The 18,930-nt window shown below is 71.7% G+C and carries 16 protein-coding genes; 4 read left to right on the forward strand and 12 right to left on the reverse strand.

Annotated elements, in window-relative coordinates:
* Nucleotide 1: 1 nt before the first annotated feature.
* Nucleotides 2-955, reverse strand: coding sequence for a stage II sporulation protein M (locus C1A38_RS13830; RefSeq protein WP_102658230.1), 954 nt, complete (start codon nt 953-955; stop codon nt 2-4).
* A 45-nt stretch (nt 956-1,000) separates the two neighbouring features.
* Here C1A38_RS13830 and C1A38_RS13835 point away from each other — a divergent pair, with 45 nt between their 5' ends.
* Complete coding sequence (locus C1A38_RS13835; RefSeq protein ID WP_102658231.1) at nt 1,001-2,062, forward strand: RDD family protein; 1,062 nt, start codon at nt 1,001-1,003, stop codon at nt 2,060-2,062.
* A 51-nt stretch (nt 2,063-2,113) separates the two neighbouring features.
* Nucleotides 2,114-2,269, forward strand: a complete 156-nt coding sequence (locus tag C1A38_RS31365; RefSeq protein ID WP_199180203.1) for a hypothetical protein — start codon at nt 2,114-2,116, stop codon at nt 2,267-2,269.
* Nucleotides 2,270-2,339: 70 nt separating this feature from the next.
* On the opposite strand, the gene ahcY is transcribed toward C1A38_RS31365, so the two are convergent.
* From ahcY to C1A38_RS13885, 10 genes are all read right to left on the reverse strand, one after another.
* Nucleotides 2,340-3,839: an adenosylhomocysteinase gene (gene ahcY, locus C1A38_RS13840; protein ID WP_102658232.1), complete on the reverse strand. Its 1,500-nt coding sequence runs from the start codon at nt 3,837-3,839 to the stop codon at nt 2,340-2,342.
* A 296-nt stretch (nt 3,840-4,135) separates the two neighbouring features.
* Nucleotides 4,136-5,311: a mannose-6-phosphate isomerase, class I gene (gene manA, locus C1A38_RS13845; protein ID WP_102658233.1), complete on the reverse strand. Its 1,176-nt coding sequence runs from the start codon at nt 5,309-5,311 to the stop codon at nt 4,136-4,138.
* A gap of 3 nt (nt 5,312-5,314) precedes the next feature.
* Nucleotides 5,315-6,268 carry a cation diffusion facilitator family transporter gene (locus C1A38_RS13850; protein ID WP_102658234.1) on the reverse strand — a complete coding sequence of 318 codons (954 nt, stop codon included), beginning with the start codon at nt 6,266-6,268 and terminating at the stop codon, nt 5,315-5,317.
* A gap of 16 nt (nt 6,269-6,284) precedes the next feature.
* Nucleotides 6,285-7,481, reverse strand: coding sequence for an SIS domain-containing protein (locus C1A38_RS13855; protein WP_102658235.1), 1,197 nt, complete (start codon nt 7,479-7,481; stop codon nt 6,285-6,287).
* Nucleotides 7,478-7,660, reverse strand: a complete 183-nt coding sequence (locus C1A38_RS13860) for a Trm112 family protein (RefSeq protein WP_013731721.1) — start codon at nt 7,658-7,660, stop codon at nt 7,478-7,480. The genes C1A38_RS13855 and C1A38_RS13860 overlap by 4 nt, the downstream gene beginning before the upstream one ends.
* Nucleotides 7,661-7,722: 62 nt before the next feature.
* Complete coding sequence (locus tag C1A38_RS13865; RefSeq protein ID WP_102658253.1) at nt 7,723-9,102, reverse strand: phosphomannomutase/phosphoglucomutase; 1,380 nt, start codon at nt 9,100-9,102, stop codon at nt 7,723-7,725.
* 69 nt (nt 9,103-9,171) lie between these two features.
* A complete protein-coding gene (locus C1A38_RS13870; protein WP_146017545.1) occupies nt 9,172-10,407 on the reverse strand; it encodes a hypothetical protein in 1,236 nt (411 codons plus the stop codon).
* Nucleotides 10,408-10,595: 188 nt separating this feature from the next.
* Nucleotides 10,596-13,766 carry a toxin glutamine deamidase domain-containing protein gene (locus C1A38_RS13875; RefSeq protein ID WP_102658237.1) on the reverse strand — a complete coding sequence of 1,057 codons (3,171 nt, stop codon included), beginning with the start codon at nt 13,764-13,766 and terminating at the stop codon, nt 10,596-10,598.
* An 18-nt stretch (nt 13,767-13,784) separates the two neighbouring features.
* Nucleotides 13,785-14,123, reverse strand: coding sequence for a hypothetical protein (locus C1A38_RS13880; protein ID WP_199180201.1), 339 nt, complete (start codon nt 14,121-14,123; stop codon nt 13,785-13,787).
* The gene (locus tag C1A38_RS13885) at nt 14,123-14,542 is read right to left on the reverse strand and encodes a YbaB/EbfC family nucleoid-associated protein (RefSeq protein ID WP_199180202.1); all 420 of its coding nucleotides are present in this window, start codon (nt 14,540-14,542) and stop codon (nt 14,123-14,125) included. The genes C1A38_RS13880 and C1A38_RS13885 overlap by 1 nt, the downstream gene beginning before the upstream one ends.
* A gap of 72 nt (nt 14,543-14,614) precedes the next feature.
* On the opposite strand from C1A38_RS13885, the gene C1A38_RS13890 reads away from it, so the two are divergent.
* Entirely contained in the window at nt 14,615-15,847 is a 1,233-nt protein-coding gene (locus C1A38_RS13890; RefSeq protein ID WP_102658239.1) for an SUKH-3 domain-containing protein, read from the forward strand.
* 61 nt (nt 15,848-15,908) lie between these two features.
* Here C1A38_RS13890 and C1A38_RS13895 read toward each other — a convergent pair whose 3' ends face one another.
* Nucleotides 15,909-17,348: an aldehyde dehydrogenase family protein gene (locus C1A38_RS13895; protein WP_102658240.1), complete on the reverse strand. Its 1,440-nt coding sequence runs from the start codon at nt 17,346-17,348 to the stop codon at nt 15,909-15,911.
* A gap of 140 nt (nt 17,349-17,488) precedes the next feature.
* Between C1A38_RS13895 and C1A38_RS13900 the strand changes: the two genes are divergently transcribed.
* Complete coding sequence (locus C1A38_RS13900; RefSeq protein WP_102658241.1) at nt 17,489-18,925, forward strand: gamma-aminobutyraldehyde dehydrogenase; 1,437 nt, start codon at nt 17,489-17,491, stop codon at nt 18,923-18,925.
* Nucleotides 18,926-18,930: the final 5 nt, after the last annotated feature.

The raw sequence follows: 18,930 nt of genomic DNA on the forward strand, positions 1-18,930 counted from the left end.
GTCACCGATCGTCGATGTCGGCTCTGGCCCGGGAGCCGAGCAGCACGACGTAGGCCAGGAAGCCGAGCCACGCGGCGGCACCGACGGCGACGCGTACGGCCGTCGGCACGGGTGCGGGGGTCACGAACGCCTCGATCACCGCGGCGACCGCGAACACCCCGACCAGGCCGAGGGCGACCAGGATGGCGTCGCGGCCCGCCCGAGCCACCGCCTGCCCCCGGGTCAGCTGCTCCGGTGGCGAGATCCAGGCCCAGCCGGTACGCAGCCCCACCCCGGCGGCGACGAAGACCCCGGTCAGCTCCAGCAACCCGTGCGGGGTGATCAGGCCGAAGAAGACGTCCGCCCGGCCGTAGGAGATCATCACCCCACCGACCACGCCGATGTTCAGCACGTTCTGCCAGAGCAGGTAGCCGACCGGGACGATAAGCACTCCCGCGGCCAGGCACTTCGCCGCCAACCAGGCATTGTGCGTCCAGAGGTGGAAGGCGAACGTCGGCGCGGAGAACTCCGTGTAGTAGCCGGCGAACCCGGATTCGACCAGGTGCGCCGCCTCCTCGTCACCGATGAAGGCCGCGGCCGTCTCCGGGTTGTCCGCGACGAACCCGATGAGCGTGAAGGTGAGCAGGGTGAAGACGGTGGCCACCGCGCACCACCACGGTGCCGCCCGCCAGACCGCCCCGGGAAACCCGGCCAGCAGGAACCCGCGTACCGCCGCCCAGGACGGCCGGGGTCGGCCGGTGAGCCGGGCCCGGGCCCGGAGCACCACCTGGGACAACTCGCCCAGCAGCGCCGGATCGGGAGAGCGGCTGCGCAGCACCGACAGGTGGGTGGTGACCCGCTGGTATAGCGCCACCAGCTCGTCGACCTCGGCGGCGTCGAGCCGCCGCCGGTCACAGAGCTGGCTCAGCCGACGCCACTCCCCGCCATGCTCCGCGACGTACGCGTCGAGATCCACCGCCAGCCACCCCCGTCCGCGCGATCATAGTGTTCACTGTCGTAGGTGAGCACAGCAGCGCGGTGGACCGTCCCGGCCGCCGGTGACGCCGGTCTGGTCAGCGGAGAGGCCGTACGGCTGGACGTACGGGCCGCCCGAATCGGTTCCCGGGTGCTCGCGCTGCTGATCGACGTACTGCTTCAGCTGGTGTTCGGCCTGCTGCTCATCGTGATCGTCACGCTGGCGCTGGCCGCCCTGCCCTACGGCGTGTTCGACGCTGCCCTGGAACGGGCGCTGCTCACCGTCGGGGTGGTCCTGCTGCTGATCGGTTACCCGGTGTGTTTCGAACGGCTCAACGAAGGGCGCACGCCGGGCAAGGCCGCGGTCGGGCTGCGGGTGGTGAGCCACGACGGTGGCCCGGTGGGGCTGCGCCAGTCGCTGACCCGGGCGCTGGTCGGGGTCGCCGTCGAGTGGCCGGGTCTGGTGCTGCCGCTGCTGTCCTGGGTCGCCGGTGCGACGGTGATGCTCACCGACGCTCGGGGTCGACGCCTCGGTGACCTGGTGGCGGGCACGCTTGTCGTGCACACCCGCACCGCGGTCAGCTGGCGTCCGGTGCCGGCCCCGCTGCCGGTGCTGACCTCGTGGGCGTACACGCTGGATCTGAGCCGGCTGGACCCGAGCCTGGCGCTGACCACCCGGCAGTATCTGACCCGGTCCCACCAGTTCGCCGAGCCGGCCCGCAGCGACCTGGCCCGGCAGTTGTGGCGGGAGGTCGCCGCGACGACCGGTCCGCCGCCCCCACCGGGGCTGCCGGAGTCGGTCTACCTGGCCGCCGTCCTGGGCGAGCGGCACCGCCGGGCCCGCCAACGGCTCGCCGGTGAACGCGGGCTGGCCGCCGCGCTGTGGCCGCAACTGGGCTCGACGCCGACCCTCCGGTCGGCCGAGCCGACACCGCTCCTCCGGTCCGCCGAGCCGACGCTGCCCGACCCTGCGCCGACCTCGGCCCGAGGTCCGGTGCCGAGCCCGCGAGCGGTCGAGGCGGGGCAGGCCGCGCCGGGCGGCCTGATCGGCGTACGCCCGTCGGTGCCGGCCCGCCGCAGCGGGGCCGACGGGACGGGCGGACACTGAGACGCGAGCGATGCCGGTGGCCGGTGTCGAGCGGACACCGGGGAGGCAGTGGTGAGAGGTTTCGGGCCGTGGCTGGCGGTACTCGCGGTGGTGCTGCTGCTCAGCGCGCTGCGGCTACGCACCCTGGCCGCGCTGGTGTCGGTGGGTTGGCTGATCTGGTGCGTCTGGACCTGGATCCGCCCCGGCCGCCGCAGCAACCCGCGTTGACCCGCAGCCCGGCCTGACATGCCGAACCGGGCCGACCCGAGGAAGGGTCGACCCGGTTCGACGAACCTGATCAGTAGCGGTAGTGATCCGGCTTGAACGGGCCCTCGACGGCGACGCCGAGGTACGCGGCCTGCTCCTTGGTAAGCGTGGAGAGCTTGGCACCGAGGGCGGCCAGGTGCAGCCGGGCGACCTTCTCGTCCAGGTGCTTGGGCAGCACGTAGACGCCGATCGGGTACTCCTCGGTCTTGGTGAACAGCTCGATCTGGGCGATCGTCTGGTTCGCGAACGAGTTCGACATCACGAAGCTCGGGTGACCGGTGGCGTTGCCCAGGTTCAGCAGACGTCCCTCGGAGAGCACGATGATCGCGTGGCCGTCGTCGAACTTCCAGAGGTCGACCTGCGGCTTGATGTTCTCCCGGGTGACGTCCGAGCGCTTGGCCAGACCGGCCATGTCGATCTCGTTGTCGAAGTGACCGATGTTGCCGACGATGGCCTGGTGCTTCATCCGGGCCATGTGCTCATTGGTGATCACGTCGAAGCAGCCGGTCGCGGTGATGAAGATATCCGCGATCTCGACCACGTCGTCGAGGGTGGCGACCTGGTAGCCGTCCATTGCCGCCTGGAGGGCGCAGATCGGGTCGACCTCGGTCACCACGACCCGGGCGCCCTGGCCACGCAGCGACTCGGCGCAGCCCTTGCCCACGTCGCCGTAGCCGAGCACGACCGCCATCTTGCCGCCGATCAGCACGTCGGTGGCCCGGTTGATGCCGTCGATGAGCGAGTGACGGCAACCGTACTTGTTGTCGAACTTGCTCTTGGTGACCGAGTCGTTGACGTTGATCGCCGGGAAGAGCAGGGTGCCGGCGCGGTGCATCTCGTAGAGCCGGTGCACGCCGGTGGTGGTCTCCTCGGTGACGCCCTTGATGTTGGCGGCGATCCGGGTCCACCGCTGGCCGTCGGAGGCCAGCGAGCGGTGCAGTACGCCGAGGATGACCGCGTACTCCTCGGAGTCGGCGGACTCGACCGGCGGTACGACACCGGCCTTCTCGAACTCGACTCCCTTGTGGACGAGCAGGGTCGCGTCGCCACCGTCGTCGAGGATCATGTTCGGGCCCTGCCCGTCAGGCCAGTCGAGCACCTGCTCGGTGCACCACCAGTACTCCTCCAGCGTCTCGCCCTTCCAGGCGTACACCGGAACCCCGGCGGGGGCGTCGGGGGTGCCGTCCGGGCCGACGACGATCGCGGCGGCGGCGTGGTCCTGGGTGGAGAAGATGTTGCAGGAGGCCCAGCGGACCTCGGCGCCGAGCGCGACCAGGGTCTCGATCAGGACGGCGGTCTGAATCGTCATGTGCAGCGAACCGGTGATCCGCGCCCCCGCGAGAGGCTGCGCCTCGGCGAACTCGCGGCGGATCGCCATCAGGCCGGGCATCTCGTGCTCCGCGAGGCGGATCTCCTTGCGCCCGAACTCGGCGAGTGACAGATCCGCCACCCGGAAGTCGCCTTCGGCGAGAGTGCGCGGCCGGGCATTCGGCGACGTGCCGCTGGCGGACGCCGGGAGGGTGCTGGTCATAAAAGCTCCTGTCGGACGATTGTGCTGCGCAACCTCTCACTTTACGCGCGCCCACCCGATCACGGCTGGCGTGAGGGCAAACAGCGCACGGGGCGACCAGTGACGGACGTTTCACCGCCCATCTCCAGCCGCCCCGCGCATCCCCCCGGTTTGGTTCCCCCGCGCGTTCTCGGACCTTCGTCGCGATAACGCTGCGCACTCATAGAGTCACACTCCGCATGTGCCGAGTCAAGTTATTCCGGAAAAGTCGGACTCGCGTGTTGCCGGGTCGGCCTCGCTCCGACAACCCGGACGACTCAGCAGTGCCCCGGCGACGCGACGTACACCTCACCCGCACCGCTGACCGTGAGTGACCCGCCGGCGGCGGACCCCACCGCGGCCTGCCCCGTCCCGAGCGTCACCGGGGCGACCATGTCGACGACGTCCACCTGCCCGGACGTGCACAACACCAGCCACGGCCCCGGCACCGTCAAGGTGACCTCGGGCTGTTGACCCACCGTCACCCGGTGCAGTGCGAAATCCGTCACCGGAACCGGCCAGGTCACCACCCCGTCCGCAACCGGTCGGGGCGCCACCACCGGCTGGTCGAGCACCTCGAAACGAAGCACCCGGAGCAGTTCGGCCACGTCCACGCGCTTGCGAGTGAGCCCGCCACGCAGGACGTTGTCGCTGGCCGCCATCACCTCCACACCCGTACCGCGCAGGTAGGCGTGCAGATTTCCGGCGGGCATCCAGATGGCCTCGCCCGGCGCCAACCGCACCCGGTTGAGCAGCAACGCCACCACCACCCCCGGATCGGCCGGGTACGCCTCGGCCAGCAACTCGACCAGTTCCGCGTCCGGCCCGGCCACCGCCGCCCTGCGCACCGACGCCTTGCGCACCGCCGCCACCAGCCCGGCACGGTCCGCCGTCGGCCAGGTCAGCAGCAGGCGTACGGCCTCGGCCAACCCGGCCGCACCGGCATCGAGCGCGTCGAGCACCGGCCCCAACTCCGGTACGCCGAGCCCCGCCAACACCTCGGCCGAGACCGCCGGATCCCGGAAACCGCAGAGCGCCTCCATCGGCCCGAGCGCCACAAGCAACTCCGGCTTGTGGAACGGGTCGACGTAGTTGCGGTGCCCGTCGCACCGGGCATCGTCGGCGGCGTACCCCGCTCGGGCCTGCTCGGCGTCCGGATGGGCCTGCAAGCTCAGCGGAGCCGCAGCGGCCAGCACCTTCAGCAGGAACGGCAGTCGCGCGCCGAACCGGTCGACGACCCGCCGGCCGAGCCAGCCGGCCGGATCGGCGGCGAGCACCTCGGTCAGGGCGACCCGGCCACCGTCCCGGTCGACGCTGGCCGGCGCACCCGGATGAGCGCCCAACCAGAGTTCAGCCTCCGGGCCCTCGCTGGGCACCGGACGCCCCTGCAACTCGGCGATGGCGCAGCGGGAACCCCACGCGTAGTCCTTGATCGGCCCGTACAGCAGTTCCACCGGTCAGCTCCCCGATCGACCGGACGCCTCCGCCGGCCCGGCCTCTCCCCGGTAGATGTCCGGCTCCAGATAGATCACCTTGGCGGTCGGCACCGCCGCACGGATCCGGGCCTCCACCGCGTCGATGCCGCGCGCCAACTCCTCGGCGGTCTCCCAGCGCGCCACCGCGATCTTCGCGGCCACCATCAACTCCTCCGGGCCGAGGTAGAGCGTCTTCATGTGGATGATCCGCTCGACCTCCGGCCCGCCGGTGACCGCCTGCTCGATGGCGGCGATCTCGGCCGGCTCGGCGCCCTCCCCGAGCAGCAGGCTCTTGGTCTCCAGGGCGAGCACGATCGCGATCGTGACAAGCAGCAGGCCGATCATCGCGGTGCCCGCCGCGTCCCACCGGCCGTCGCCGGTGGCCAGGGTCATCCCCACGCCGAACAGCGCGAAGAGCAGACCGACCAGGGCGCCGAAGTCCTCCAGCAGCACCACCGGCAACTCCGGCGCCTTGGACCGGCGGATGAACCTGGCCCAGGACTGCCGGCCCCGGACCAGGTTGGACTCCTTGATCGCGGTACGGAACGAGAACGACTCCAACCCGATCGCCACCAGCAGCACCGCCACCGGCACCCATTGCCAGCTGGTGATCCCGTGTGGATCCGACCACTTGTGCCACGCCTCGTAGAGCGCGAAGACCCCGCCCAGGCTGAACAGCACGATGGCGACGATGAACGCGTAGACGTAACGCTCCCGGCCGTAGCCGAAGGGATGCTGCGCGGTGGGTGCCCGCCGGGCCCGCTTGCCACCGACCAGCAGCAGTGCCTGGTTTCCGGTGTCGGCGACCGAGTGGATCGACTCCGCCAGCATCGACGACGACATCGTCAGCAGGTACGCCACGAACTTCGTCACCGCGATGCCGAGATTGGCCAGCAACGCCGCGACGATCGCCCTGGTGCCGCCCCCGGCGCTCATGCCGCCGCTGTTCCGGTCACTGGTTGGCCAGCTCCTTCATCTCCGTGATCGCCGGCACCGCCATCGGATCCAGGCCGTGTGCCAGGGCCAGATAGATCGAGGCGAAGTCCGGCACCGCCACCAGGGAGGCCAGCCGTTCCAGCGCCGAACCGCCCTCGGCGGTCACCACATCGCACCGTACGCCCCGCCGCTCGGCGAGCGTCTGCACCGCGTCGGCGCGCCGCTCCTCCACCGCGAGAGGCTCGTCGGCGTCGTCCTCGGCGTTCAGGCCACCGTCGCGCAGCAGCACCAGCCGCAGCCGGGTGCCGTCGGGCGTCGACTCCTCCGGGTCGGCGAAGATGTCCCGCTCGCCCTCGGCGAGGCCGCCGAAGACGCCGTCGAGCAGACCGACCCGACCCCGGCCCGCCTCGCCGAGCGCCCCGGTGACCACCGGGTAGCGGGCGTTGGCCGACAGGGTGTCACCGAACCGGCGAGCCGCGACCGAGGCGAGCGGGGACGAACCCCACACGATCGGGATGGAGCCGGCCAGGCCGAGGGCGAGCGACTTCGCCGGGTTGACGAAGGACTCCGCGGTGGGCCGGCAGCGGTCGGCGTCGGCGTCCAGCCGGGCCGCCGTCTCGGCGAGGTCCGCCTCGTTGACCTTCACCAGACCGAGCGCCCGGGCGGCGAGCAGCACCGGCACGGTGAGGCCCCAGAGGCTGGCCCGCGCCGGTGCCCGGCGGGGCACCGGGATGAACGGGGCACGGGCCCGCTCGGCAAGTGACTGCAACTGGGAGTCGGCCGGGCCGACGGCCACCAGCCGGGCACCGCGCCGGTGCGCCGCCTCGGCGGCACCGAGCGCCTCCGGGCTGCGACCGGAGGCGCTGACCGCGATCACCACGTCGGCGGCACCGACCCAGCCCGGCACGCCCGCGCTGCGGTGCGCAATGACCGGCACCGGGCAGCGCGGCCCGGCGACCGTGGCCAGCACGTCACCGGTACGCCCGGCGGTGCCGATGCCGGCGATCACGACCGCGCGGGGACGGCCGTCGTCGGCGAGCATCGACAGGTTCGCCTCGGCGGCCAGCGCGGCGGACTCGCGCACCTGCGCGCCGGCCGAGGCGGTGTGCCGCAGCATGCCACCCGGATCCCGCTCGGCCAACGCCTTCGGGTCGTCGAGCAGTCGGTCGTCGGCGTGGCGGTGGCCGCTGACCCCGGCCGTCCCGTCGATCACGACCGCTCCGCAGGGCCGCGTGCCTCGTCCAGCAGCAGCACCGGGACGTCGTCCCGGACCTCGAAGATCCGGCCGCACTCGGTGCAGGTCAGCGTCTGTGCCTGCGCGTCGTAGTCGAGCGGGGCATGGTGGGTGTCCGGGCAGGCGAGGATTTCCAGCAACTGCGGGTCGAGGGCCACGGCGCGGCTCCTTCCACGTATGCGGTTTCACCGATCGGCGGCACCGAACGGCGCGAGCGATCTTATCGGCGTACCCGGTCGAGCACGTCGTCGCGCAGCGACGTCATTCGCTGCACAGTGGGCGCCTCGACATTGAGCCGCAGCAACGGCTCGGTGTTCGAGGCACGCAGGTTGAACCACGCCCCGTCCGGGAAGCGCAGGGTCAGTCCGTCCAGTTCGTCGACCTCGGCATCCGGGTAGGCGGCCCGCACCTCGGCGACCTTGGCGGCCTGGTCCGTCACCGTGGAGTTGATCTCACCGGAGGCGACGTACCGCTCGTACTCGGCACCGAGCACGGAGAGCGGCTGCGGCTGCTCGCCGAGCGCGGCCAGGGTGTGCATCGCGGCCAGCATGCCGGTGTCGGCGAACCAGAAATCCCGGAAGTAGTAGTGGGCGGAGTGTTCACCACCGAAAATCGCGTTGGTACGCGCCATCTCCGCCTTGATGAACGAGTGCCCCACCCGGGCCACCACCGGCTCGCCGCCGTGCTCCCGGATGATCTCCGGCACCGCCTGCGAGGTGATCAGGTTGTGGATGACAGTCGAGCCGGGGTGCTTGGCCAACTCCCGGGCCGCGACCAGCGCGGTGATCGCCGACGGCGAGACCGGCTCGCCGCGCTCGTCGATGACGAAGCAGCGGTCGGCGTCCCCGTCGAACGCCAGGCCGATGTCCGCGCCGTGCGCCACCACCGCGCGTTGCAGGTCGACCAGGTTGGCCGGGTCCAGCGGGTTGGCCTCGTGGTTGGGGAACGTGCCGTCCAACTCGAAGTACATCGGCACGATCCGCAACGGCAGGGCCGCCAACGCGGCGTCACCGAGCACGCTGGGCACGGTGTGCCCGGCCATCCCGTTGCCCGCGTCCACGACCACGGTCAACGGCCGGATGCCGGACAGGTCCACCAACGTGCGCAGGTGCGCCGCGTAGTCGGCGAGCAGATCCTGCCGGTGCACCGGCGCGGTCGGCTCACCGACCGGCTCGCCCTTGTCCAGCAGCGCCTGCGCCCGCTCACGGACCTCGGCCAACCCGGTGTCCTGCCCGACCGGGCGGGCTCCCGCGTGGCACATCTTGATGCCGTTGTACTGCGCCGGATTGTGACTGGCGGTGAACATCGCGCCAGGCAGATCCAACGAACCGGAGGCGTAGTAGATCATGTCGGTCGAGGCGAGCCCGATCTCGATGACCGCACGCCCCTCGGCGCGTACGCCGGTCGCGAAGGCGGCCGCCAGCGCCGGGCCGGAGGCGCGCATGTCGTGCCCGATCAGCACGGCCTTTCCCGCATCGCCGGTGGCGTCGAGCATCTGCGCGAAGGCGGAGCCCAAGGCGGCGGCAACCCCCTCGTCCCACTGCTGCGGCACCGTCCCACGGACGTCGTACGCCTTGACGATCTGGGACAGATCAGACACCGGTTCCACTCCTCGACTGCGGTCCGTCAACAAAGCTGAGCGTATCGGAGGCACGGCCCCCACCCCGGCTCAGCCGGGCAGCCCGCCCCCGTACCTGGGATCGTCGCCTGCCGCGGCGGGCGGCGGCGGGTCCTGCCACCCCGGCGACCCGCCCTGCACCGGCGGCGCGGACACCGGCGGCACGGCCGCGGAGCCGGACACCGGCGGCACGGTCGCAGAGCCGGACACCGGCGGTACCGCCGCAGGGCTGGACACCGGCGGTGCGGTCGCGGAGCTGGCGGGAGCGGTCTCGGCCGGGGCGGCCGGGCTCTGGTCGCCGGCACCGGTCGGCCGCGCACCGTACAGGCCGCCGGTGGGCCGGGCCGTCGGCGTACCGCCGCCGTAAACGCGGGGCGTGGGCGGTCGACCCGTCCCGTACACCTGGCCGGGTGCTGGCGGCGGCACCGCCTGCGGACCGGGCGGCGGCAGCACCTGCGGACCGGCCTGCGTCGGCACCGAAGACCTGGTGGAACGGTAGGTGGTGCCGCCCGGATTACCCGGCAGCGGGACGTCGACCTGCTCGCCACGCTGCCGCCGATCCCGGCGTGAGCGGAACACCAGCAGCCCGATGAGCAGGGCACCGGCCGCGACCATGGCGATGCCGACGTACATCACCGACGAGATGCCGCCGGACTGGTTGGCTGCCTGGCTCACCTCCCCCGGGCTGTCCACCGCCAACGCCACAGTCGCGGTGGGCGCGGGCGGCGTCTCGACCACCTCGTCCAGAGTGGGGCTGGGAGACGGCGAGCGGGACGGCGACGGGGCGACACGGCCACCGTTCACCCGGGACTCCGCGACGGCACGCCCCAGCAGGACACCGCGCGCCGTGACCGCCTCGCCCGTCACGACCAGCCGGCCCCCGGGAGCCTCGGCGCCGAACGCCACCCGGAAACGGATCACCGTGCCCTTGCGCTTGCAGAGTTCGTCCCTGGCCGGGGCGACCGGCGGGGTGGTCACCAGCCCGTCGACGCCGGAGACCGGCACGGACACCCATCGGCGGTCGACCTCCGCCTGGACGGCGACCTGCTCGGGTCGTACGCCGGGCAGACTCAGCCCCAGCGCGCCCCGCACCCGTACACAGCCGTCGGTACGTTTGCGTACCTCCAGCCGGACGTCCTGGGCGGCCCGGCCCGCGGTGAAGCTGCCGGCCGACCGGACGCGCACCCGGTCCTCGTCGGCGTGCGCCGGTGCGGCACCGAGCGTCACCAGCCCGCCGAGGAACACGCAGACCGTCGCGAGCCGCGCCGCGCGGCGACCTACCGACATGAGCTCCCACCGTTCCTCCCCCGACGGGGGAACCGCCGGTCAGGCTACTACCGGCGCCCACACTCGGCTCGTCATCGACCACCCCGGATGTGCGACCCGCCACGCCGTCGACGGTCGCGGACCACACCGGCGTGACGACCTCACCCGTGCCGGACGGTCGCCTGCCTCCCTCGGCCCGGTGGTGACGGTCAGCCGGATTCGCCGAGCAGGTGCACCCGGTTGAGGTACGGGTCGCCGTACCCCTCGAACTCCTCCGCCGGCGGATATCGGGGCAGATCCGGTCGCTGGCTGTAGATGCCCCGACGCAACCCGGCCAGCGGCATGGGCCGGGCGCCGCCGTCGAGCACCAGCACGTCCGCGTCGACCGCGTTGAACGGGTGCGCCGCCCCGTGGTACCGGTACAGCGGTTGATCGCTGACCAGCCCGACCTGCGGGTCGACGTAGAGCACCGTGCCGTTCTGGTTCAACGCCACCCAGATGTGCGCACCACCCCGCTCCAGATGGTTGACGACGAAGGCGAAACTGCCGTGCCCACCGAGCACCAACTGGTCGCGCAGGTTGCGGTAGCCGGTGTCCAGTGCCCGTTGCAGTTCCGCAGGCGTACGGGCGGTGCCGTCGCAGAGCCGCTGGAAGCGGCCACCTGTGACATCCTCGACCCGCCCGGTGCCGTCCTGCTCGCCGTTGAGCGGCCGGGTCACGTCACCGGCCTGGTACGCGTCGAAGGTGCGTGGCGCGGCGACCCGGGGACGCCCGTGCACCCAGGTGTCGTAGAGCGACAGGGTGCAGTCCAGGCAGTTGATCCCTCGGGTCGGGTCCGCCCGCGGCCCACCGTCGTTCATCAGCCCGAACCAGTCCCCGGCCCGAGGATCGGCGGTCCGCACCACGTTGCCCGCCTCGTCGCGGGGCAGTTGCTGTTCCACGTCACGTTGGTGCAGAGCCAGTGGTGGACGCAGCCCGCCCGGCTGGCCGTACCGGCGGGACCTGTCGATCGGCGGCGGATGGTCGTCGCCGGTCAGGGCGGAACGATCGCCGGTGTCGATCGCGCCGACAGCGAGATCACCGACGTCGTCGTTGATCCGGTGGAAGTCCTCCGGCCGGTCGACGGCAACCACGTCGGGCACGACGGCACCCGACGCCACCGCGTCGGCCAGATCCAGACACCGCCCGTACGCACGGGTCTCAGCATTCGCCGCCTGCTGCCAGTTGGCTGACGCATCGCGATGGCCCGCCCGGTGGAGTTGGCGCGCATATGCGGCATAGTCGCTCGCGCGCTGGTAGTGCTCATCCGCCTGAATCCTCAGTCGGGAAATCTCACGTGATCGCCGGGCTTCCTCATGGTGGACTCGCTGTGACTCGTAGTAGCCCTGGTAACGACGCCGTTCGAGGGCGTCGTACTCGGCGGCCCGACTGGCGTCGGGATCGGGGGGTGTCGGCGGCGCGGTGGGTGGGGTGACCCGCCCTGGAGAGTTCACCGCAGACGTATTCGGAACGAGTGCTTCGACAAGTGCGGAGCGGTGAGGCGCGGGCGGAGACTCCGGCCGCGCCGGTGCGCTGCTGGGAGAACCTGCCTCCGGCCGCGTCGTCGTCGGCGCGCCCGGCACCCGGTCCATCACCGGCCCTGCTGCTGCGGAGCCCGTCGCAGTCGACGACCCGCTGATGCCGACCGCGGCTACCGGGTTCGGCGCATGGGCCGGACCGCTCGGATGTGCCGGACCGTTAACCACTCCTCCGCCCGCCGCCGTCATGTCCGGGCCGGTAGCGACACCTGGCACGACCGACGGTGGCGCGACCGTGGACAACGCCGGCCCTGAGACGTCGACCAGTCCGGCCGTCGAAGCTGGGCTTACGGCAGCAACGCTTGACTGAGCACTCGCCGGGACCTCACGGCCCGGCTGGGCCGGTTCCGGAGTCGAGCCCGGCTCAGTGGTCGAAGCCGAGCCCGGAGTCGGGGCCGTCTCAGTAGTCAGGGCCGAACCCGGCAGGGCCTGCGACGCTTCGTTCAGGCCGGGGCCAGCGAGACTCACCGGCCCGCCGGCATGAGACGGCTGCTGTCCCAAGCCGCCTTCGGCTGTCGACAGGGGCAGCGCAGGCCCGGCAGCAAGCGACGTCGAATCAAACTGCCCGACGGCAGGTGGCTCGCCTATCAGCCCGACGGCAGGTGGCTCGGCCGAGATTCGTTGAGCCGGAATCGCCACGCTTTGCGCCGACTCCGTGAGGGGCGCTGGCTGGCTCGATGCTCCGCCGGCGAGCGGAAGCGTCAGCTCCGGGGCGGAAGGCACCGGGACGGAAGGCACCGGGACGGCCGGCCCGGGCAGCACCGTCGGGAGCGTCGGGCCGGACAGGGCAGCCAGTTGGCCGTCGAGCCGGGCCTGCAACGCCCGGTCAGCCTGGCCGGTGGCCGAGCCGCGGACACCCGAAGCAGCCGCCCGGGCGGCGTCCTCCAGCGACGTCAACCCCTGGCCGGTGGCCAGGCTCGCGGCTTGGTCGGCGATCACCTCGCCGGTCATCTCCCGGCCCAGGTGTTCGGCCATCCGGGCACCCCCACCGGTGGCGTGCCGCCCGAGACCGGCCAGTGAGGCCGCTGCCCCGCCGGCCAGGCCGCCGATCGCGTTCGTGCTCAGGTCGGTCACGTCCAACTCGTGCCGACGGCCGGTGTTCTGCTGATAAACCTGGGTGGCCAGGTTGACCCCGGTCTCCTGGGCCGCCTCCGTCAGCCCTTCTCGGGCGGCGTGCCGGCCGAGCCCACGCGCACCCGTGGCGGTCACCTGCTTCGCCGCGCGTTCGCCGACTTCCTTGAGACCCTGCTTCAGCGACTTTCGAGCCAGCTGGGCGAGCAGACGCCGGAATATCTGCTGGACGAGGAAGCGGGTGGCGGCGATGACCCCGGCGGCGGCCGGCGAGGCGGCCCCGGCGGTGAGCACGGCCGCCACCGCCAACGCCAACAACTCGATGACCAGGATGCCCAGCTCGATCCAGACTTCGAGCTTGGCACCCTCGATGTCGCACCCGCACTCCTCCACCACCCGACCCAGCTCGTGGCTGACCGCGAGCAGCACCGGCAGCGGGGCCTCCTCGCCATCGGCCACCCGCCGCCATGCCCCGCCGAACGCGGTCGCGACCGCACCGACGCCGCCGTAGCCCTGGTGCACCTCGGCGGCGGCGGTGCTCGCATCCGCCTGAGGGCCGGCGAGGGATGCGGCAGCCGCGTACCACTGGTCGGCCAGATCCCAGACGGCGCGCTCGTCGCCTTCCGGCCATTCGACGCCGATCACCCAGTCGAGCGCCTCGTAGATCCAGCCCGGCAGGTCCCACGGCGAATAGTCGAGTGGGTGCGGAATCGGGCTCGGCAACAGCGTCATCGCGGATCCCGGCCCGGATCAGCGCCGCGAGCGCGGGTCGGAGATGCGGTCGAAGCGGGCGCCGCTGGCCGCGTCGGTCTGTTGGTTGGTCTCGACGGAGCGGACCACGTCCGCGCCGAGGTCGGCCAGTCGGCGTCCGACACCCGCCCAGACCCGCAGTGCCATCTCCTCGTAGCCCCGGTACTGCCGCTCGAACGCCGCGCCGATGTCGTCGCGGCCCCAGGGCCGCCGGTTGCTGGCCGCCGTTATCGCGGCACCGGCCTCGGCGTGCCGACCGGTCACCGCCTCGCCCGCGCGGGTCAGGTCCGCGCCGCCGCGACGGGCCCGGGCCGGGTCGAGCCAGAGCTGTCCGGCCATCACTCGCTCCGTCGCAGCACGGTGTCGGCCCGGCCGAGCAGGGTGCCGAAGTCACCGGTACGCAGGAAGTCGGCGGCGCCGGACCGGGCCGGCAGGTAGGTGCTCACGAGGTCCTGGGTGGCAGTCGTCGCGGCTGCGGCGGCCCGCCGTACCGTGGCGGTGATCTTCGCGCTCAACGCCTTGGCGTCGTGGTCACGGTAGATCGAGGGATTCAGGTCCACCGCGATCAGCTCGCCCTGGGCGCCGACGGTCGCGGTCACCTGGCCGTCGTCGGATCGCTGCGTCACCCGCAGCTCGGCGAGCCTGGCCTGCAGTTCGTCCAAACCGGACCGCAGCTGCTGATACTGCCCGTACACCTCGTCGAAGCGGGCCCGGAGAGCACGATTGGCATCACGGTTCACGCTGTCGGTCAACGCCATCCCTCTCGTAACCGTCGGTAAGCCGCACCATACCGGCTGCCACGAGTTCGCGTTGTCCGGTAGGTTCGCGGTGTGATTGACCGCGAGCAGGCCGAGCAGATCGCGGCAGTATGGGCCCGCCGCGACTCACAGCGCCTGGGTCACGAGTGCCGTCCCATGGTCACGGAGTTCGACCTCGGGTACGTCATCACCTCTACGGTGTCCACTGGGGTCAGATCACTGCCGGGTGACCTGCCGACCACAGTGGTCGACAAGGAGACCGGCGAGGTGACCACCTGGCCGCGGGTGCCGCCCGAGGTGGTCGAGCAACTCTTCCGCCGCGGTCGCCCCACCGGCCCGCCGGTCCCCCGCACCGTGGATCCGGCCGGCCAACTGCTGCGGGAGATCCGTCGGCTACCCACGCCGACCACTGCGGCACACCTGACCATCGAGGGCCGCATCTTCACCGCGCACGGCGCGAAGGGCGACGTCGAGCTCAACCATCATCCGCTGGTCCGCGCGTACCTCGACGGGCTACCCGCCGGGCACCTGGTTCGTGGCGGCGACCGGCACGCCGAACTGATCGTCGTCTCCGACGTCCTGCACGAGTACGACCACCGCCGCACCGCCGAAGGCATCGCCCCGATGGAGGCCGGCGACGCGGAGGCACTGCTCAGCGCGGCGCGATTCGACTGCTACCTCGTCCGGGAAGAGGGCGATCCGGCGGGTGGGCGGGTCGAACGCCCCTGCGACACCTGCATCAACTTCCTCGTCCGCTTCAACGTCCTGCCCTGGTCCGAGCGCGGCTGGACCTCGCCGTGGCATCCCGAGCCCGCACCCGATCCCGAGCCGGGTCGCTTCCCGACCGATGTGACGAACGCACTCGTCGCCGCCGGCTGGCGCCCACATTTCGGTGACGAGGTGGTGGCGACGTCAGCCATCCGAGATGTCCGAGCGGTGCGTGGCAAGATCCATGAACACGCCGTCACTCCAGCCGCTCTGCGGACTCTGACCGCATTTCCGAGCCTGGTCGGGGCCAGGCTCGGCCCGGGAAAAGAGGTGTGGATCTCCCGGTTCGACATTCGGCCTCGGCAGGTCGCGCACACCGCTGACACGCTTGCCGACTTCGCGGCGGTGATCGGGGCACGGCTGTTCCCCATCGGTACGGAGAACCAGCACAGCATCGTCGCCGTCGACGAGCACGGCCGGATCTTCGCGCTGGATCAGGCCGGCGAGTGGTTCCTCGGCGCGGACATCGACGAGGCTCTCGTCACCCTGCTGCTCGGCCGCGCCCCGGCTCGGGTACGCGACGACGGCAGTTGGTGAGCCATCCCGGTGTTAATAGGGGGCCCTTCCTCTACCGCAGGCGTTAATAAGGTGCCCTTCCTTACAGCGCTAGGCCGGTGAGGACGGTGACCCGGGTGTCGGTGTAATCGTCCATGGCGCTGCGCAGTCCTTCCCGTCCTACGCCGCTGCCCTTCACCCCGCCGTACGGCATCTGGTCGGCGCGGTACGACGGCACGTCGCCGACGATCACCCCGCCGACCTCCAGGGTGCGGGCCGCGGCGAAGGCGACGTCGAGGCGGTGGGTGAAGACACCGGCCTGGAGCCCGTACGCCGAGTCGTTGACGGCGGCGAACCCGGCGGCGTCGCTCTCGACCCGGTCCACGACGAGCACCGGGCCGAACACCTCCTCGGTGCACACCTTCGCGCCAGCAGGTACTCCACTGAGGACGGTCGGCGGGTAGGTCGCACCGTCCCGCTGGCCGCCGGTCTCGATGGTGGCGCCCGCCGCCACCGCCTCGTCCACCCAGGCCTCCACGCGGCGGGCGGCGTCGACGGAGACCAACGGACCGACGTCGGTCAGCGGATCGGTCGGGTCGCCGGTACGCAACTCCCGTACGGCCGCGACCAGGCGGGGCAGGAACCCGTCGTAGAGCCACTCGTGCACGTACACCCGCTGCACCGCGATGCAGGACTGGCCGGCCTGGTAGTTGGAGAAGGTGGCGATCCGCTGCGCCGCGAAGGTGAGGTCCTCGTCGGCGGACCAGTCTTCGCAGATCAGGGCCGCCGCGTTGCCGCCCAGTTCCAGCGTCACGTGCTTGTCCGGTACGGATCGGCGGATGCTCGCGCCGACCGGCCCGGAGCCGGTGAACGAGACGACCGGCAGGCGAGGGTCGGTGACGAGTTCGGCGGCGCGGTCGTTGGGCAGCGGCAACACCGAGAACATGCCTGCGGGCAGGTCGGTCTCGGCCAGGATCTCGCCGAGCAGCAGCGCCGAGAGGGGGGTGGCCGGGGCCGGCTTCACGACGATGGGTGCGCCGACCGCCAGTGCCGGGGCGACCTTGTGGGCCACCAGGTTGAGCGGGAAGTTGAACGGGGTGATGCCCAGCACCGGCCCCTTCGGCACCCGTCGGACCAGGGCGATGCGGCCGGTGGCCGCCGGGTCGGTGTCGAGTCGTTGCAGCTCACCGGAGTAGCGCCGGGCCTCCTCGGCCGCCCACCGGAAGGTCGACACCGCTCGGCCCACCTCGGCGCGGGCCCACTTGACCGGCTTGCCGTTCTCGGCGGTGATCAGGGCGGCGACCTCCTCGGCCCGTTCGGCGAGCCGGCGCGAGACGTGGTCGAGGGCCGCCGCGCGGGCGTGCGCGGGCAGTGCGGCAGCCGTCGCCGCCACCTCGGCCGCCGCCGCCACGGCCGCCTCGACTTGGTCGGCGGTGGCGAGGCTGGTACGCCCCACCGGACGCCCGTCGTACGGATGGTGGACGGTCACCTCGTCGGTGCCGTGGCTGGGTCGACCGGCGACGAAGAACGGTGTGAGCTCCACGTTCCGCAGCCTAATCCAGAGCCAGGCCGACGGATACGGTCGCCCAGACCCTTGTCTGCCGCGAATTCAGTAGCGAAGATGGCACGAAGGTTGCGATAACCGCCGCAGCGCGCCCCCGGACCCTTCGGAGTGATCCTGTCATGAGTGACCAGCAGAAGCTGCGCAACTTCGTCAACGGCGAGTACGTCGAGCCGGTCGACGGTGGCTACGCCGACCTGATCGACCCCTGCACCGGGGAGGTCTTCGCCCAGGCCCCGGTCTCCGGGGCCGCCGATGTCGACGCGGCGATGCGGGCCGCCGCCACCGCCTTCGACAGTTGGCGGGACAGCACTCCGGCGGAGCGGCAGAAGGCCCTGCTCAAGCTCGCCGACGCGGTCGAGGCCCGGGCCGCCGACCTGGTCGACGCCGAGGTTCGCAACACCGGCAAGCCCCGCCAGCTCACCGCCGACGAGGAGTTGCCGCCCGCGGTGGACGAGTTCCGCTTCTTCGCCGGTGCCGCCCGGCTGCTGGAGGGCCGTTCAGCGGGTGAGTACATGGCCGGGCACACCTCGTACGTGCGGCGCGAGCCGATCGGCGTCTGCGCCCAGGTCACCCCGTGGAACTACCCGCTGATGATGGCGGTCTGGAAGATCGCGCCCGCCCTCGCCGCCGGCAACACGGTGGTGCTCAAGCCGTCGGACACCACGCCGGTGTCGACGCTGCTGCTGGCCGAGATCGCCGCCGAGGTCCTGCCGCCGGGCGTGTTCAACGTGGTCTGCGGTGACCGGGACACCGGTCGTGCCCTGGTCGCGCACCCCACCCCGCAGCTGGTGTCGATCACCGGCTCCACCCGGGCCGGCATGGAGGTCGCTGCCGCCGCCGCACCCGACCTCAAGCGCACCCACCTGGAACTGGGCGGCAAGGCCCCGGTGGTGATCTTCGACGACGCCGACATCGCGGCGGCGGCCGAGGCCATCGCGATGGGCGGCTACTTCAACGCCGGCCAGGACTGCACCGCCGCCACCCGGGTGCTGACCGCGCCCGGCGTCCACGAGGACTTCGTCGCTGCCCTCACCGAGCAGGCCCGCAACACCAGGACCGGCCTGCCGGACGAGGAGGACGTGCTCTACGGCCCGCTGAACAACGCCAACCAACTGGCCCGGGTACGCGGCTTCGTGGACCGGCTGCCCGACCACGCGAACCTGCAGACCGGCGGTGCGCAGGTGGGCGAGCGCGGCTACTTCTACGCCCCGACCGTCGTCTCCGGCCTGCAGCAGGCCGACGAGATCATTCAGCAGGAGGTCTTCGGCCCGGTCATCACCGTGCAGCGCTTCTCCGACGAGGACGAGGCGGTGCGCTGGGCCAACGGCGTCGACTACGGCCTGTCCGCCTCGGTCTGGACCCGCGACCACGGCCGCGCCATGCGGATGACCCGTCGGCTCGACTTCGGCTGCGTCTGGGTGAACACCCACATCCCGTTCATCTCCGAGATGCCGCACGGCGGCTTCAAGCACTCCGGGCACGGCAAGGACCTCTCGATCTACAGCCTGGAGGACTACACCCGGATCAAGCACGTCATGCACAACATCGAGGGCTAGGTGAG

Source organism: Verrucosispora sp. ts21 (assembly GCF_002879555.1).
Taxonomy (GTDB): Bacteria; Actinomycetota; Actinomycetes; order Mycobacteriales; family Micromonosporaceae; genus Micromonospora; species Micromonospora gifhornensis.

Excerpts from the sequence above, each read along its gene's own strand:
- C1A38_RS13885 (WP_199180202.1), bottom strand. The coding sequence starts at position 14,542 with ATGGCGTTGACCGACAGCGTGAACCGTGATGCCAATCGTGCTCTCCGG.
- C1A38_RS13870 (WP_146017545.1), bottom strand. The coding sequence starts at position 10,407 with ATGTCGGTAGGTCGCCGCGCGGCGCGGCTCGCGACGGTCTGCGTGTTC.
- C1A38_RS13875 (WP_102658237.1), bottom strand. The coding sequence starts at position 13,766 with ATGACGCTGTTGCCGAGCCCGATTCCGCACCCACTCGACTATTCGCCG.
- C1A38_RS13900 (WP_102658241.1), top strand. The coding sequence starts at position 17,489 with ATGAGTGACCAGCAGAAGCTGCGCAACTTCGTCAACGGCGAGTACGTC.
- C1A38_RS13880 (WP_199180201.1), bottom strand. The coding sequence starts at position 14,123 with ATGGCCGGACAGCTCTGGCTCGACCCGGCCCGGGCCCGTCGCGGCGGC.
- C1A38_RS13850 (WP_102658234.1), bottom strand. The coding sequence starts at position 6,268 with ATGAGCGCCGGGGGCGGCACCAGGGCGATCGTCGCGGCGTTGCTGGCC.
- ahcY (WP_102658232.1), bottom strand. The coding sequence starts at position 3,839 with ATGACCAGCACCCTCCCGGCGTCCGCCAGCGGCACGTCGCCGAATGCC.